16 protein-coding genes are annotated in these 15,652 nt (G+C 41.2%); all 16 read left to right on the forward strand.

The annotated features are described in order from the left end of the window. Positions 1-5: 5 nt before the first annotated feature. The 16 genes from spoIIIAF to recN all read left to right on the forward strand — a co-directional run bounded on the left by spoIIIAF (position 6) and on the right by recN (position 15,622). Positions 6-632, forward strand: coding sequence for a stage III sporulation protein AF (gene spoIIIAF, locus FGG79_RS00215; RefSeq protein ID WP_138775469.1), 627 nt, complete (start codon positions 6-8; stop codon positions 630-632). Then, positions 619-1,272 carry a stage III sporulation protein AG gene (spoIIIAG, locus tag FGG79_RS00220; RefSeq protein ID WP_138775471.1) on the forward strand — a complete coding sequence of 218 codons (654 nt, stop codon included), beginning with the start codon at positions 619-621 and terminating at the stop codon, positions 1,270-1,272. Before spoIIIAF ends, spoIIIAG begins: the two co-directional genes overlap by 14 nt. 14 nt (positions 1,273-1,286) lie before the next feature. Further along, positions 1,287-1,841, forward strand: a complete 555-nt coding sequence (locus tag FGG79_RS00225) for a SpoIIIAH-like family protein (protein ID WP_138775473.1) — start codon at positions 1,287-1,289, stop codon at positions 1,839-1,841. A gap of 379 nt (positions 1,842-2,220) precedes the next feature. Beyond that, the gene (accB, locus tag FGG79_RS00230; RefSeq protein WP_138775475.1) at positions 2,221-2,727 is read left to right on the forward strand and encodes an acetyl-CoA carboxylase biotin carboxyl carrier protein; all 507 of its coding nucleotides are present in this window, start codon (positions 2,221-2,223) and stop codon (positions 2,725-2,727) included. 15 nt (positions 2,728-2,742) lie between these two features. Beyond that, entirely contained in the window at positions 2,743-4,095 is a 1,353-nt protein-coding gene (gene accC / locus FGG79_RS00235) for an acetyl-CoA carboxylase biotin carboxylase subunit (protein ID WP_138775477.1), read from the forward strand. 23 nt (positions 4,096-4,118) lie between these two features. After that, on the forward strand, positions 4,119-4,529 hold the full coding sequence (locus FGG79_RS00240; protein WP_138775478.1) for an Asp23/Gls24 family envelope stress response protein: 411 nt from the start codon (positions 4,119-4,121) through the stop codon (positions 4,527-4,529). 516 nt (positions 4,530-5,045) lie between these two features. Beyond that, a complete protein-coding gene (gene nusB, locus FGG79_RS00245) occupies positions 5,046-5,432 on the forward strand; it encodes a transcription antitermination factor NusB (RefSeq protein WP_138775480.1) in 387 nt (128 codons plus the stop codon). A 20-nt stretch (positions 5,433-5,452) separates the two neighbouring features. After that, positions 5,453-6,319: a bifunctional 5,10-methylenetetrahydrofolate dehydrogenase/5,10-methenyltetrahydrofolate cyclohydrolase gene (locus FGG79_RS00250; RefSeq protein WP_138775482.1), complete on the forward strand. Its 867-nt coding sequence runs from the start codon at positions 5,453-5,455 to the stop codon at positions 6,317-6,319. A gap of 113 nt (positions 6,320-6,432) precedes the next feature. Then, the gene (xseA, locus tag FGG79_RS00255) at positions 6,433-7,800 is read left to right on the forward strand and encodes an exodeoxyribonuclease VII large subunit (protein WP_138775484.1); all 1,368 of its coding nucleotides are present in this window, start codon (positions 6,433-6,435) and stop codon (positions 7,798-7,800) included. Continuing rightward, the gene (xseB, locus tag FGG79_RS00260; protein WP_138775486.1) at positions 7,787-8,020 is read left to right on the forward strand and encodes an exodeoxyribonuclease VII small subunit; all 234 of its coding nucleotides are present in this window, start codon (positions 7,787-7,789) and stop codon (positions 8,018-8,020) included. Before xseA ends, xseB begins: the two co-directional genes overlap by 14 nt. A 3-nt stretch (positions 8,021-8,023) precedes the next feature. Then, positions 8,024-8,914: a polyprenyl synthetase family protein gene (locus FGG79_RS00265; RefSeq protein WP_346764012.1), complete on the forward strand. Its 891-nt coding sequence runs from the start codon at positions 8,024-8,026 to the stop codon at positions 8,912-8,914. A 701-nt stretch (positions 8,915-9,615) separates the two neighbouring features. Continuing rightward, positions 9,616-10,248 (forward strand): CNNM metal transporter family protein, encoded by a 633-nt coding sequence (locus tag FGG79_RS00270; RefSeq protein WP_138775488.1) that lies wholly within the window; start codon positions 9,616-9,618, stop codon positions 10,246-10,248. Positions 10,249-10,269: 21 nt separating this feature from the next. Continuing rightward, complete coding sequence (dxs, locus tag FGG79_RS00275; protein ID WP_138775490.1) at positions 10,270-12,162, forward strand: 1-deoxy-D-xylulose-5-phosphate synthase; 1,893 nt, start codon at positions 10,270-10,272, stop codon at positions 12,160-12,162. A gap of 3 nt (positions 12,163-12,165) precedes the next feature. Then, on the forward strand, positions 12,166-12,999 hold the full coding sequence (locus FGG79_RS00280; RefSeq protein WP_138775493.1) for a TlyA family RNA methyltransferase: 834 nt from the start codon (positions 12,166-12,168) through the stop codon (positions 12,997-12,999). 348 nt (positions 13,000-13,347) lie between these two features. After that, the gene (ahrC, locus tag FGG79_RS00285; protein WP_138777482.1) at positions 13,348-13,797 is read left to right on the forward strand and encodes a transcriptional regulator AhrC/ArgR; all 450 of its coding nucleotides are present in this window, start codon (positions 13,348-13,350) and stop codon (positions 13,795-13,797) included. 115 nt (positions 13,798-13,912) lie between these two features. Beyond that, a complete protein-coding gene (gene recN / locus FGG79_RS00290) occupies positions 13,913-15,622 on the forward strand; it encodes a DNA repair protein RecN (RefSeq protein ID WP_138775496.1) in 1,710 nt (569 codons plus the stop codon). The last annotated feature ends 30 nt before the right edge of the window (positions 15,623-15,652 follow it).

Below are 15,652 nucleotides of genomic sequence, written 5' to 3' on the forward strand. Positions count from 1 at the left end.
CCGCCATGTCATTTCTCACCGAATGGATTACAAATATTATTATCTTTGTTCTATTGGCCACCGTCATTGACATGCTTCTTCCAAGCTCCAATATGCAGAAATATGCCAAAATCGTAACGGGATTATTATTGATCACCATCATTCTGACGCCACTATTTAAATTAATGTCAACCGATTTTGATCAAGTCGTTGATGCAATAGACATAAATGGAGATTCAAAGAATAATTCAGTGGAAAATTTAATAGAAATGAAGAAAAAAGAAATACAAGCCTCACAACGTGCATATATTTTAGAACAGATGGCTGTCCAAATGAAACAACAAGTGGAAAAGGAGATGATGGATGAACATAGTAAGATCATTGAGAAGGTTGTAGTAAAAGCTGACAACTTAGAGAATGTCCCGGAGAGTATCACAGAAGTAACAGTATTTGTGAAGGATAAACAAGAGAACACCACGATTGAGACGATTCAAAACGTGGAGATCGATACGGGAGCTGAAAATAGAAAGAAAACACCGGGAGAGGATACATCCCAAATGACCTCCTTACTTGCCAAGCAATGGAATCTTACTCCAGACAAAATAATCATCTCACTTGAAGGGGGGACAGGAAAAGCGAATGAACTTTACTAAAGGTCCACTAAGCGCATTGAAGGAATGGCTGTCAAAGGAAAACGCGAATTCCCCACCCAAGAATCAAAAAGGAAAGAAGCTGCATTACTTTCTCATTGTACTTCTTATAGGTGTTGCCTTTATGCTCATCAGCGATCTGTGGAGCAGTGATCGTGGTCCTGAGGTTGCAGAGCCAGTAAGCGGAGGAACACAGGAAGAAATCGCTACTTTCGGATCGAACCAGAAGGAAATGGATGGTTCGATGATTGGGTACGAAGATCGATATGAAAATCAATTAAAAGAAGCACTCGATCAAATTGTCGGGGTAAGCGATGTGCATGTTGTCGTGAATGTGGAAGCAACCGAGTCCAAGATATATGAGAAGAAAGAATCCAACCAGGTTCAATCCACCGATGAAGAAGATAAAAATGGTGGGAAACGGTCGGTAGAAGATAAGTCTCACGAAGAAGATCTTGTCATCGTGAGAAACGGTGATAAGGAAGTCCCCATTGTCAAAGAAACCAAAAAACCTAAAGTGAGCGGTGTCCTTGTTGTCGCAAAAGGGGCCGATAATATACAAATCAAAAAATGGATCATAGAGGCTGTTACCCGTTCCTTAGACGTTCCAAGTCACCGGGTATCGGTACTGCCCAAACAATAAGGGGGAAATGATAGATGTTACTTAAAAAACAAACGGTTTGGTTATTAACGATGTTAAGTCTAGTGATCGTGCTTTCAGTTTACTACATTACATCTCCAACGCAACAAGCGACAGATATGGCGTATCAAGAGAAGGATGGGAAAGAGCAAGCGAAGGACGGGGATAAAGAAACCATGTCAGGTACAGATATGGAAGTCGTTACGGATGCTGCTGGAAATGAAATGTTTGAAGCATTGCGAATCGAAGTATTAGATCAGCGTGAACAACTTCGTGAAGATCTCGAAGCAAAGGTAGCGAACGCTGATGTATCAGCAGAAGATAAGAGTGCAGCATATGAGCAGATGGAAAACCTTCGCGAGTTGGCCATGACGGAATCCGTACTCGAAACCATGATCAAAACGATGGGGTATGATGATGCGTTGGTTAGAGCGAATGGAGAAAATATTCGAATCACAGTGAAATCCGATAAAGAACACTCTAAAGCAGATGCAAATGAAATTATCCGTCTGGTGATGAGTGAAGTAGGGCAAATGAAGCCAGTAGCGGTTGAATTCCAACCAGGAAACTAATATCTGAAAGCGCCGTCTAAGGAATCCTTTAGGCGGCTTATTTATTTAGTAACGATTTTTTCATAAGATTTGTTGCTGTTTCAGAGTTGAAAGGAATAGTTGCTTTACATGTAGTTAGAGTGAATTTACTAAAAGATACCATGTGTGTATTCACACTTGATTTGACCCGCTGAATCCCTATAGGAAATATGTTTTATTCAGATAAATAAAAAATCCTTTTCTATTATTTTATTTTTTGTGTAAAAAGGTCTACAATAGAGGGTAGGTTTGTATGCGCTTTAATTAATAGTAGGAAACGCATATTGAATTTATATAAGGTATTATCGTATGATATTAGTAGCTAGTCATAATTTTTTAAACTATAAGAGGGGTGTCAACAGTGTTGAAAATTCAAGAAATTCGCGAAATAATCAAACTCGTAGATCAGTCTAGTGTTGATGAGTTTACATACGAGCATGATGGTTCAAAAGTAAAACTCAAGAAAAATAATGGTGTAACAGTGTCTGCACAACCACAAGTGGCTCAAGCAGTCGAAGAAGTGAAGCCTGCCGCTCAAGCAGTACAACAAGCACCTGTACAGGAATCAACACCTGCTGTAAATACAGAGGAAAAGCAAGCTCCTCAAGCAAAAGTAGAGGATTCAAACTTACATAAAATCACGTCCCCTATGGTAGGAACGTTCTACCAATCTTCTTCTCCGGAAACAGGACCATATGTAAAAGTCGGAGATAAAGTCGATGAAAGTGCTGTAGTATGTATCGTAGAAGCAATGAAACTTTTTAACGAGATCGAAGCTGAAGTGAAAGGTGAAATTGCAGAAATCTTAGTAAAAGACGGTCAATTAGTTGAATATGGACAGCCATTATTCTTGGTTAAACCTGAATAAGGAGCGAAAATAGATATGATAAAAAAGGTATTAATCGCCAATCGAGGAGAAATTGCCGTACGTATTATCCGTGCGTGCCGAGACTTAGGCATTGAAAGTGTAGCCGTTTTTTCAGAAGCCGACAAAGAAGCGCTTCATGTGCAGTTAGCAGATGAAGCTTACTGTATCGGACCGACAGCATCGAAAGACAGCTATCTGAATTTCACAAATATCATTAGTGTGGCAAAGTTGACAGACTGTGATGCCATTCATCCTGGTTATGGATTTTTAGCAGAGAACTCTGACTTTGCAGATCTTTGCCGTGATTGCAATATCATCTTTATCGGACCTTCGCCTGAAGCGATCTCGAAAATGGGGACGAAAGATGTGGCCCGTGAAACCATGAGGGAAGCGGGTGTTCCGATCGTACCAGGTTCAAAAGGTATCGTGAAGAATTCAGAAGATGCGGTTCAGCTTGCAGAATCCATGGGATATCCTGTTATTATCAAAGCCACTGCCGGTGGTGGTGGAAAAGGGATACGTGTGGCGAAAAGTGAGGAAGAGCTTGTTAAAGGGGTAACCATTACCCAACAAGAAGCCATGACTGCATTCGGTAACCCGGGTGTATACATTGAGAAGTATATCGAGGACTTCAGACATGTTGAAATCCAGGTGATGGCTGATAACTTTGGAAACGTGATCCATCTTGGAGAGCGTGACTGCACGATTCAGCGCCGCCTTCAAAAACTGATAGAAGAAACGCCCTCTCCTGCTTTAACAGAAGAAATTCGTGTTAAAATGGGGGAAGCAGCAGTAAAAGCAGCCAAAGCTGTTGATTATACTGGTGCTGGCACGGTAGAATTCATATATGACTACGTCAATCAATCGTTCTACTTTATGGAAATGAATACCCGTATCCAAGTAGAGCACCCTGTAACAGAACAGGTAACAGGAGTTGATTTGATTAAAGAACAAATTAAGGTGGCTTCAGGAGAAAAGCTCTCTCTTACCCAAGAGGAAGTTACATTCGACGGTTGGGCAATTGAGTGCCGTATTAATGCGGAGAACCCAGAAAAGAATTTCATGCCTTCAGCCGGACGGATTGAAATGTACCTTCCACCGGGCGGGATTGGCGTAAGAATCGATTCAGCCGCATATCCTGGTTATATGATTCCTCCGTATTACGATAGCATGATTGCGAAAGTGATCACCTATGGAGCGACTCGGGAAGAAGCCATTGCAAGAATGAAGCGGGCTCTAAGTGAATTTGTGGTAGAGGGTGTATACACAACCATTCCGTTCCATCTAAAACTATTAGAACATGAAACCTTTGTTGGTGGGGAATTCAATACGAAGTTCTTAGAGAAATATGAAGTAATGAAATCCTAGTGTGAATTCAGGAGGTGCCATACATGGCGGAAAATCAAAACCTTTTACAAATGTCTCACGGAAAAGATGGTCTTGGGAAGATCGAAATCGCACCTGAAGTGATTGAAGTAATTGCAGGTATTGCTGCTTCAGAAGTCGAAGGCGTATCTCAAATGCGCGGAAACTTCGCGACAGGTGTAGTGGAGCGTCTCGGAAAGAAAAACCACGGTAAAGGTGTAAAAGTGGAACTGGCAGAAGAAGGCATCATCGTAGATGTATACTGCATCATGAAATTCGGTGTAGCCATTCCTACAGTCGCTCAAAAAATCCAAGACAACATTCGTCAAGCCCTGTTGAACATGACTGCGCTCGAAGCAGATGAAGTCAATGTTCACATCGTAGGCGTTCAATTCGAAAATCAGAAGTATGAAGCTGAAATTGAAGATGAAATGTAATGGGGGGAACGGTCCTTTAAGGGCCGTTCTTTTTTTGTACGTAGAGAAGTGACAAATGATCGCTCATTTGCTTTCCGGTTTAAAGTCGATAATAAAAGTGAAGCAGTCGATAATATATCATGAAAAGTCGATAATATATTCGGAAAGTCGATAATATGTCATGGAAAGTCGATAATATGTGTACATAAGTCGATAATAAACTCTCGTTAAAACTCTCGCAAAGGCAAAGAACGCCTTCCCGGCCCATTCATCTTATGCTTGTCAGGCCAACCCAGTCGGCTCCGCTTTTCTATATGTCCAGCTCCGGGGCTTAGAGGCTCGAGGTCATATGGCGAACCATCCAAAAAGGCAAAAAGCGCCTTTCCGGATGGTTCGCCATATGCTTGTCGCCTCTTTCAAATCCCCTCCGCTTTTCTTTCAGAATATTGATTTTTTTACATAGACGTGCGTATTGCCCTTGATTTGTGCTATTATCAAAGGTATGAAAATTGATGGAGTAAAAGGAGTAAATATAAGATGAAGAGAAGAGTTGCGCGTGAAAAAGCCTTACAAGCATTATTTCAAATAGATATGAGCGGGATGGAGCCTGATGTTGCTTTAACGAACGTGTTAGAGGAAGAAGCGAAGATGGATGCTTATCTACAACAGCTTGTTTTGGGATTTGTGGAAAATCAGGAACGTATCGACGGACATATTCGTGAAAACCTGGAGAAATGGTCGTTTGACCGCCTGGCGAAAGTGGATCGGAACATTTTACGTTTGGGAGTGTACGAACTCCTATTTGTGGAAGATGTTCCGAATAAAGTCGTCATTAACGAAGCAGTTGAAATTGCAAAGATCTTTGGAGATGATCAATCCAGTAAGTTTATTAATGGAGTGCTTTCAAAGGTAAGTCAATCTTAACAATGTTAGGGGTGAGTGATATGTCAGATTCAATCATTGATGGCAAACTCATTGCAAATTATTATCGAGAACAATTAAAGAGTAAAATTGTAAATCTGAAAGAAAAAGAGGTTACTCCAGGCCTGGCCGTGATTCTGGTAGGGGATAACCATGCTTCCCAATCATATGTGAAAATGAAGAGAAAAGCATGCAGTAATCTTGGGATTCATTCAGAGCTTTATCAATATGAATCCAGTCTAACTGAGGAAGAACTCCTTCATAAAGTAGTGGAGTTAAATGAACAGAGCCATATCCACGGGATACTCGTTCAACTTCCTCTTCCTGATCATATCAATCCGATCACGGTGATTGAAACGATTTCTCCCTCGAAAGATGTGGATGGATTTCATCCTATTTCTATCGGGAAAATGGTGACAAATCAAGACACTTTCTATTCCTGTACGCCACTTGGAATCATGAAGATGCTTGAATTTGAGGAAATTCCAGTTGAGGGTAAACATGTTGTGATTTTAGGGAGGAGTAATATCGTCGGAAAGCCGGCAGGTCACTTATTCCTGAACCGGAACGCGACGGTTACGTACTGTCACTCTAAAACAAAAAATATGTCTTCCTACACAAAACAGGCTGATATTCTCGTTTCTGCGGTAGGGAAAGCGAATTTGATCGGTGCTGATGATATTAAAGCAGGTGCCGTCGTAATCGATGTCGGGATGAATCGTGATGAAAATGGTACTCTATGTGGAGATGTGAATTTCCCCGAAGTAAAAGAGAAAGCTGGGAAAATCACACCGGTACCAGGTGGTGTAGGCCCAATGACGATCACAATGTTATTGTATAATACAGTGAAATCTGCAGAATGGGCCCTTTCGAATCGCCAAAATGGTTGAAAAATAGTACACTATAGGTAACAAAAAACGGAAAGGGACTTCAGTTAACCACTGGTCCCTTTCCGTCTTCCTACATAATAAACCTTTCAAGTGCGGGGAAGGAGTCATTGGGCATGGAACTCGATCAATCCCGTTATTTAACGGTACAAGCTCTGACAAAATACATAAAACGAAAATTCGATAGAGATCCCCATTTATCCAACCTATTTATACGTGGGGAAATTTCAAACTTCAAAAGGCATTCCAGCGGGCATATGTATTTCACTTTGAAAGATGAAAAAGCCCGAATCTTGAGTGTTATGTTTTCCAGTAACAACCAAACGTTGAAATTTATGCCTGAAAATGGGATGAATGTGTTGATTCGTGGGGATATATCTGTATATGAGTCAGGTGGACAATATCAGATTTATGTAAAGGAAATGCAACCGGATGGAATAGGTGAACTCTATTTAGCATATGAACAGCTGAAAGAGAAGCTTGAAAAGGCAGGTTATTTTGACCAAAGTCGCAAAAGGATGATCCCGAAATTCCCGAAGCGGATTGCCGTCGTAACCTCTTCAACAGGTGCAGCGATACGTGATATCATTACAACCATTAAACGACGTTATCCGATTGGTGAGATCCTTGTATTTCCAGCCTTGGTCCAAGGCGATCAAGCGGCGAGTTCGATTGCAGGGGCGATGAGCAAGGTAAATGACTTAGGAGATATTGATGTATTGATCATTGGCCGTGGAGGCGGATCAATTGAAGAATTGTGGGCATTTAACGAAGAAATCGTAGCGAATGCTATTATGGAGTCAAAGGTTCCTGTTATTTCTGCTGTCGGTCATGAAACGGATTTCACGATCGCTGACTTTGTAGCCGACCTTAGAGCACCAACACCGACTGCCGCTGGTGAATTAGCGGTTCCACACATAGAAGACCTGTTAGAAAGAATTATGAATCGTAAATTACGTCTCATAAAGTCCTTTAAGACAATGCTTCAAAGTGAACGATCACGCTTAAATGGTTTAACAAAATCGTATGCTCTAAGAAATCCTCGTAACCTGTACCAACAAAAAATTGAAACTGTCGATCGACTGACTGATCAATTACAGAGAAATATCAGTTTACATGTAAAGCAAAACCGGGATCAGTTGACAGGCCTTCATTCAAGGCTACAACGTGTTCATCCAACACAGATTATCACACTTCAACAGGAGCGGGTTTTATTTATGCAAACACGCCTTGAGAAGCAATTTAAACAAGTCCTGAAAGAAAAGAACCATCGTTTTAGTTCAGCTCTGTCCACAATGCATGCGTTAAGTCCACTGAAAATAATGGATAGGGGATACAGCCTGGTTTACGGAGAAGAAGGGAAATTGATTAAATCATCTCAACAGGTCAAAACAGGAGATCGTGTCGAGATTAATGTCAGAGATGGGAAAATCCATTGTGAAGTTGAATCCGTTGAGGAGCGTGGAAATAATGGCAAAATCTAAAGAAGAACTATCATTTGAAACAGCGATGGATCAGCTGGAAGTAATTGTTGAAAAATTGGAAGAAGGAGAAGTTCCGTTAGAAAAAGCGCTTGAATTCTATCAAAAGGGAATGGACCTTTCTAAATATTGTCACGATACGCTTCAGAAAGCTGAAAACCAATTAACCAAAATGATGACAGATGAAGGGGAAAAAACCTTCGATCTGGATGAGGGGGAGTAATGTGTGAATCCTCCCACTGATTTGAAAGAGTTTCAACAACAATATGGAGAACTGATTACCAGTCATATGGTGGGAACTGTACAAAATCTATCTATGCCCTCCATCTTAAAGGAAGCCATGACCTATTCACTTCAAGCAGGCGGGAAGAGAATTCGCCCCATCCTTCTATTAGCTACGATTAAAGCATTTAACAAAAATCCGATGCTTGGATTGAATGTAGCCTCTTCCCTTGAGATGATTCATACCTATTCTTTGATTCATGATGATCTTCCGGCGATGGATGATGACGATTTAAGAAGAGGAAAGCCTACCAATCATAAAATGTTTGGAGAGGCTATGGCGATTTTAGCAGGAGACGGTTTGTTAACGTATAGTTTTCAAATTATTGCAGAAGATATGGAACTCTCAAGCAATATGAAGATAAAACTCATAGCACTTTTGGCTAAGTGCGCTGGACCACAGGGCATGGTCGGTGGACAAGTTGCCGATATTGAAGGGGAAAATAAGCAACTCTCAGTAAAAGAACTTGAAAACATACATGTCCATAAGACAGGGAAACTACTCACATTCAGTGTGTTGGCAGGCGGCATTATTTCACAAGCTACAGATGAAGAATTAGGATACCTGGAACAATTTGCATACCATATTGGACTAGCCTTCCAAATCCAGGATGACATCCTGGATATTGAAGGATCTGAAGAAATGATAGGAAAGCCTGTCGGGAGCGACGAATCGAAGCATAAGAGTACATACCCGAGACTACTGATGATAAAGGGAGCCAAAGAAAAGCTTCATTTCCATTTGGACGAGGCGTTAACTTCACTTAATCATTTGACAGTAGACTCCAGTCTCCTGTCAGAAATTGCCCAATTAATAGTTGTCCGGAACCATTAACCCATTCTTTGTTTGAGCAAAATATTTAACATATGTTATAATAAAAATAGAATTAATTTTGGGGTGGTGCAGTATTCTAGTCAGTCCACCAATCCTGAAGGTGGGCCTAAAAATCCACTAAAGGGCACATCGATGAAGTTCCTGGAATTGGCTTGAGGCGCCCAGCTTTGGGTCATATCTGGGAGTAAGGCTTGAGGGCGATCCACAATGGCATGTGGGCGTTGACCCGCGAGCCGCGGAGGCTTTGTTTCTTATGCTGGCATTAAGCATATGCAATAAGAACAAAGTATGAACCTGCGATGTGATGATTCACTAGCAGCGTAGCCTGCCTTGAGTGAAGAGAGAGGGGATTATGGTTACAGGGTACACATCAGTTGGCCATTGGTATGTGCTTTTTCGCCCATATGAAATCCTCTTTGCAAAAGAGGCTAAGGATTGCGTTAAGGACTGTTGAGGAAAACTCCTAGACTGTTCATATTCGGACATATAAAGAGGATTATAGTGCGGACTAAGTGGTAATCCAGTCTAGCTTGTGGTGACGCGGCTAAGTCGGGTTTAATGGGAAACCGCCGGTATGGCAACATCCGGTACCCGATTGGGAAAACCTACTGGACCTAAGCTGCAATTTTTACTCTTTATATGACCCCCTAATTACATAGACTAACCTATTTACACAGTAGAAACGGTGTGTTAAAACGATAATGAATGAAACGATGAAAAACTCAATAAAGTGGAGTGTCAGCATTGCCGTTATCACATTTGTGTTAGCGGCTATTTTTTCAGTTACATCAAACATGGTATTAAATGGGGTCGCGTGGTTTACAGGGCTGGTTGTTGTCTTGATCATCGTCTTTATCGGGATCTTCTTTGATATGTTGGGAATCGCGGCAACTGCGGCTGATGAAACCCCCTTTCATGCCATGGCGGCTAAGAAGGTTTACGGTGCACGATATTCGATTAAGATAGTGCGTAACGCGGACCGATTCGCAAGCTTTTGTAATGATGTGATCGGTGATATATCAGGGATTATAAGCGGGACGGCTTCGGCCATTGTCCTGATTCAATTCGCGATTTCTTTTCACCTCGAAGGTGGGTCTTTAAAAGAATACATAGTGAGCGTTACCTTAACAAGTATCATTGCATCATTGACCGTCGGAGGCAAGGCGCTTGGAAAAACGTTTGCTATCACCTATTCTAAGGATATAATATTTAGAGTTGGTAAAGTTCTACAATTTCTAGAGGACCGATTCCATATTACGTTAATCAAAGATAAAAAAGACAAAAAAGATAAACATAAGAAAAAACGTTACAAACGTGAGAAACAAAATATTTAGTGATGAAAGTGAGTGGACCCCATGGATTTATTATCAATTAAGGAGCCTTCTTTTCTTAAAAGTATGTCAAATGAACAATTAGAAGAGCTCAGTCAAGAGATTCGCCAATTTTTGATAAAGAACCTATCAAAGACTGGCGGTCATATTGGTCCAAACTTAGGGGTGGTCGAATTAACCGTTGCCCTTCATAAGCATTTTAACAGTCCAAAAGATAAAATCCTTTGGGACGTTGGTCACCAATCGTACGTTCATAAAATCTTAACCGGCCGTGCATGTCAGTTTGACACGTTGCGTCAATACAAAGGGTTATGTGGGTTTCCTAAGCGAAATGAAAGTGAACACGATGTATGGGAAACGGGGCATAGCTCTACTTCACTGTCTGCTGCCATGGGTATGGCAATCGCGAGAGATGTTAAAAAAGAAGATTCATTCATCATCCCTGTAATCGGAGATGGTGCCTTGACGGGTGGAATGGCGCTTGAAGCATTAAACCACATTGGTCATGAAAAGAAAGACATGATTGTGATATTAAACGACAATGAAATGTCCATCGCTCCAAATGTAGGGGCCCTTCATAGCGTACTTGGACGCTTACGCACCGCAGGTAAGTACAATTGGGTGAAGGATGAAATGGAATATATCCTCAAGCGCATTCCGGCAGTTGGTGGCAAATTAGCCAGTACTGCTGAGCGGGTGAAAGATAGCTTGAAGTATCTATTTGTTTCAGGCATGTTTTTTGAGGAGTTAGGATTCACTTATCTCGGACCAATTGATGGTCATGATTATAATGATTTGTCCGAAAACATTCAATATGCCAAGAAAACCAAAGGTCCGGTCCTTCTACACGTGATTACGAAAAAAGGAAAAGGGTTTCAACCGGCTGAGTCAGACAAAAAAGGAACTTGGCACGGTACAGGCCCTTATAAAATCGATACAGGGGACCTGATTAAACCAGTGAACACTCCCCCTTCCTGGAGTGGCCTTGTAAGTGAAACGGTACGCAAGATTGCCCGTGAGGACGAGCGGATTGTCGCGATTACACCTGCTATGCCGGTTGGGTCTAAATTACTCGGATTCGCAGAGGAATTTCCAGATCGGATGTTTGACGTTGGGATAGCTGAGCAGCATGCGACAACGGTTGCAGCAGGACTTGCTACCCAAGAAATGAAGCCGTTCTTAGCCATTTACTCAACTTTCCTTCAAAGAGCATATGACCAGGTGGTTCACGATATCTGTCGCCAGAACCTAAATGTCTTTATCGGTATTGATCGTGCCGGGTTAGTGGGAGCAGACGGAGAAACCCATCAAGGTGTATTTGATATCGCCTTTTTAAGACATTTACCAAATATGGTGATTATGATGCCAAAAGATGAGAATGAAGGCCAACATCTTGTCAATACAGCCCTTCACTATAATGACGGACCAATTGCATTACGCTATCCCCGTGGAAACGGATATGGAGTACCAATGGATTCAACTCTGAATACCATTCCAATCGGTACATGGGAAGTATTGAAGCAAGGGGAAGATGCCGCAATATTGACATTCGGTACTACGATTCCAATGGCGATGGAAGCAGCAGAAGAACTTGAAAAGCAAGGGCTCTCCGTACGAGTGATAAATGCAAGGTTCATCAAGCCGATGGACGAAACTATGCTGAAGAGTATTCTTGAAGAAGAAATGCCGGTGTTGACGATCGAAGAAGCTGTGCTTCAAGGTGGATTTGGTAGCGGTGTACTTGAGTTTGCTCAGGAACAGGGCTATCATGAAGCGGTGATCGACCGCATCGGAATACCTGATTACTTCATCGAGCACGGTAGTGTCAAGGAATTACTGAATGAAATAGGTATGACGAAAGAAAATGTAATGGACCGGATATTAACAATTACACCAAAAAAACAAAAAAGGGCTTAAATGATGAAAGTAAAAAAACAACGCATAGATGTACTTCTAGTAGAACGTGGATTAATTGATACAAGAGAAAAAGCAAAACGTGCCGTCATGGCAGGTCTTGTCTATTCCAATGAAATGAGACTGGACAAACCTGGTGAAAAAGTGAATGAAGACATCCCCTTGACAGTCAAGGGGAAAGTGATCCCGTACGTTAGCCGTGGTGGTTTGAAGTTAGAAAAAGCTCTACAAGTGTTTGAAGTGGACGTAAAAGAAAGAGTGATGATTGACATTGGAGCATCAACTGGCGGATTTACAGATTGTGCGTTGCAAAATGGGGCGAAGATGTCCTATGCACTTGATGTAGGCTATAATCAGTTAGCTTGGAAGCTCAGGCAAGACGAGCGCGTCGTGGTGATGGAGAGAACGAATTTCCGCTATGTCACCCCTAGTGATCTAGATGGAGAAATGCCGAGCTTTGCATCCATAGATGTATCCTTTATTTCTCTTTCTTTGATTTTACCCGTACTGAAAACATTGTTGGTACCTGGTGGAGATTGTGTTGCTCTAATCAAGCCCCAGTTCGAAGCCGGTAAAAATCAAGTAGGGAAAAAAGGAATCGTACGTGATCCGGACGTTCACAAAATGGTTATCGAAAAAATCATGACGTTAGCCTTAAATGAAGGCTACCATATTGCTGGATTGTCTTATTCACCTATAACAGGTGGAGATGGAAATATTGAATTTCTCATTCATTTGAAATGGTCAGGTGATGAAGGGGCAGGACAGTCCTTCTTAACCACCACACCGGATGAAGTCATTGAGGATGCGCATAGTCAGTTAAAGACGAATACACAATAAGGAATGAGCTACTCTTCTAGGAAGGGTAGCTTTTCTTATATGCTCTGTGATCATGCCTTAAAAAGTGATTGAGAAGGAAAGTTGATAAAAAAGTGGACGATGTCGATAATAAATTCAAAAAGTCGATAATATATCATACAAAGTCGATAATAAAAGGAACGAAGTCAATAATAAATCGTGAAAGTCGATAATATACCAGTAAATGCGAATTCGCCTTATGCTTGTCACCCCAGATCAAGCCCCTTTCGCTTTTCTTTTTTATTGTACTTCCATTCAAAATAGGCTAACATAAGCGTAGAGGTATATTTATACAGGCTTTAATCAAATGTAAGAGGTGTATGTTCTATGATGAACAAAGGGCAAAGACATATAAAAATTAGAGAAATTATTACGAATAGAGATGTGGAAACACAGGATGAGTTAGTGGAAAGCCTGAAGAATGCAGGCTTTAATGTGACCCAGGCGACCGTATCCAGGGATATTAAGGAGTTACATCTGGTGAAGGTCCCATTGATGGATGGAAGATACAAATATAGTTTACCAGCTGATCAGCGTTTTAACCCTCTCCAAAAACTAAAGCGCACACTTACCGATGCTTTCGTAAAAGTGGATCAGGCTGGACATATGTTAGTAATGAAAACATTACCGGGCAATGCCAATGCTATCGGAGCTTTGATTGATAACTTGGATTGGGAAGAAATCCTCGGTACCATTTGTGGAGATGATACGTGCTTGATCATCTGTCGAACAGAAGATGAGACCAAAATCGTCTCTGAACGATTTTTAGACATGTTATAAAGGTAAATTATATATAAACCGTATTGGGCTCTATAGCCCTTCATACAAAATCCAATAGGACGCTTTTCTTTTATGTTATTTGAGGGAAAGTTCCTTTTTATTTGAGGTGGATGTTTTGCTACAAGAACTATCAATCAAAAATTTCGCCATTATCGAAACTCTATCTCTTTCCTTTGAGGAAGGGTTGACCGTATTGTCTGGTGAGACTGGTGCAGGTAAATCCATCATCATTGACGCTATTCATCTATTGGTAGGCGGTAGAGGATCCTCTGAGTATGTTCGACATGGGGAGAAAAAGGCTGAAATTGAAGGGTTATTTATTCTTGATAATGAAACTCATCCTTGCTTTTTGAAAGCGGCAAGTTTCGGGATCGAAATCGAGGAAGGTATGATTGTCCTTCGCAGGGACATCTCGAGTACAGGTAAGAGTGTTTGTCGAATCAATGGTAAGCTCGTGACGATTGCCATCATGAGGGAAATTGGAGCTTCGCTCATCGATATTCATGGGCAGCATGAGCATCAGGAATTGATGAATGAAAGTCTCCATCTTTCCTTATTGGATCAATTTGGAGGAAAGGATATACTTTCATGCTTATCGAGTTATGGGCAAGTATACAAAGAATACCTTTCGATTTATAAACAACTGGGCAGGCTTAATGACAACGAGCAAGAGATGGCACATCGTCTCGATTTGATCCAATTTCAATTGAAAGAGATCCATGATGCGAATCTTCTACTGAATGAGGACGAAGAGCTTCAGGAAGAGAAACGGAAGCTCATGAACTTTGAAAGGCTATTTGAAGCTCTACAAACATCCTATGACAGCATCCAAGGTGAAAGAAAAGGGATGGACTGGGCAGGACTGGCGATGAGTCATCTTGAGACAGCTGCAGAGGTTGACTCGCAGCATGAAAAGACGCTGGAATCTGTATCGAATGCATATTATATGCTTGAAGATGCTGCTCATCAAGTGCGTGGGGCGTTGGATCAATTGGAATTCGAGCCGAATCGTTTGGATCATATCGAGTTGAGATTGAATGAAATCAATGGGTTGAAAAGAAAATATGGATCTTCCGTAGAAGAAATTCTGGCATATAGTTCCAAGATTGAAGAAGAAATTGAAACCATCATGAATAAGGACTCCCATGTCGAACAGTTACAGAGTAAATTACAGTCCCTTGAGAAAGACTTATCATTAGAAGCGAAAAATCTGTCACAAACTAGAAAAATATGGGCGAAGAAATTGACTGCAAGTATTCATGAACAATTAAAGCAGCTTTATATGGATAAAACGAAATTTGACGTGCGGTTTGTAAAGAGTGGAGAAAATGAAGAATTTTCGTTTCAGCATTTTAAGAAAGATGGATGGGATACGGTAGAATTTTACATATCAACTAACCCTGGTGAGCCATTGAAGCCCTTGTCAAAAGTGGCGTCAGGGGGTGAACTTTCCCGTATCATGCTCGCTCTGAAAACCATTTTTTCAAAGCACCAAGGGATTACTTCTATCATTTTTGATGAGGTCGATACAGGTGTCAGTGGAAGGGTCGCTCAGGCAATAGCTGAAAAGATTTATCAAGTTGCCGTACATTCTCAGGTCATGTGTATCTCTCACTTGCCACAAGTAGCTGCAATGGCAGATTGTCACTTGTTTATTTCGAAAAAGCTTTCAGGTGGAAGAACGAGCACGATGGTGAAGAACTTGCAAGAAAAAGACAAGATCAGAGAAATCTCCCGGATGATTTCAGGTGTTGAAATTACCGATTTAACATTAGAACATGCCAAGGAACTGCTCCAATTAGCAGGTTCCATTAAAGAGACATGAAAAGCTATCCAATTCGGGTAGCTTTTTTTT

The sequence above is a fragment of the Bacillus sp. BHET2 genome (genome assembly GCF_005938125.1).
In the GTDB taxonomy this organism is placed as follows: domain Bacteria; phylum Bacillota; class Bacilli; order Bacillales; family Bacillaceae_B; genus Rossellomorea.

Excerpts from the sequence above, each read along its gene's own strand:
- dxs (WP_138775490.1), top strand. The coding sequence starts at position 10,270 with ATGGATTTATTATCAATTAAGGAGCCTTCTTTTCTTAAAAGTATGTCA.
- FGG79_RS00240 (WP_138775478.1), top strand. The coding sequence starts at position 4,119 with ATGGCGGAAAATCAAAACCTTTTACAAATGTCTCACGGAAAAGATGGT.
- spoIIIAF (WP_138775469.1), top strand. The coding sequence starts at position 6 with ATGTCATTTCTCACCGAATGGATTACAAATATTATTATCTTTGTTCTA.
- FGG79_RS00225 (WP_138775473.1), top strand. The coding sequence starts at position 1,287 with ATGTTACTTAAAAAACAAACGGTTTGGTTATTAACGATGTTAAGTCTA.
- FGG79_RS00270 (WP_138775488.1), top strand. The coding sequence starts at position 9,616 with ATGAATGAAACGATGAAAAACTCAATAAAGTGGAGTGTCAGCATTGCC.
- accC (WP_138775477.1), top strand. The coding sequence starts at position 2,743 with ATGATAAAAAAGGTATTAATCGCCAATCGAGGAGAAATTGCCGTACGT.
- spoIIIAG (WP_138775471.1), top strand. The coding sequence starts at position 619 with ATGAACTTTACTAAAGGTCCACTAAGCGCATTGAAGGAATGGCTGTCA.
- ahrC (WP_138777482.1), top strand. The coding sequence starts at position 13,348 with ATGAACAAAGGGCAAAGACATATAAAAATTAGAGAAATTATTACGAAT.
- FGG79_RS00250 (WP_138775482.1), top strand. The coding sequence starts at position 5,453 with ATGTCAGATTCAATCATTGATGGCAAACTCATTGCAAATTATTATCGA.
- xseB (WP_138775486.1), top strand. The coding sequence starts at position 7,787 with ATGGCAAAATCTAAAGAAGAACTATCATTTGAAACAGCGATGGATCAG.
- FGG79_RS00280 (WP_138775493.1), top strand. The coding sequence starts at position 12,166 with ATGAAAGTAAAAAAACAACGCATAGATGTACTTCTAGTAGAACGTGGA.
- nusB (WP_138775480.1), top strand. The coding sequence starts at position 5,046 with ATGAAGAGAAGAGTTGCGCGTGAAAAAGCCTTACAAGCATTATTTCAA.
- xseA (WP_138775484.1), top strand. The coding sequence starts at position 6,433 with ATGGAACTCGATCAATCCCGTTATTTAACGGTACAAGCTCTGACAAAA.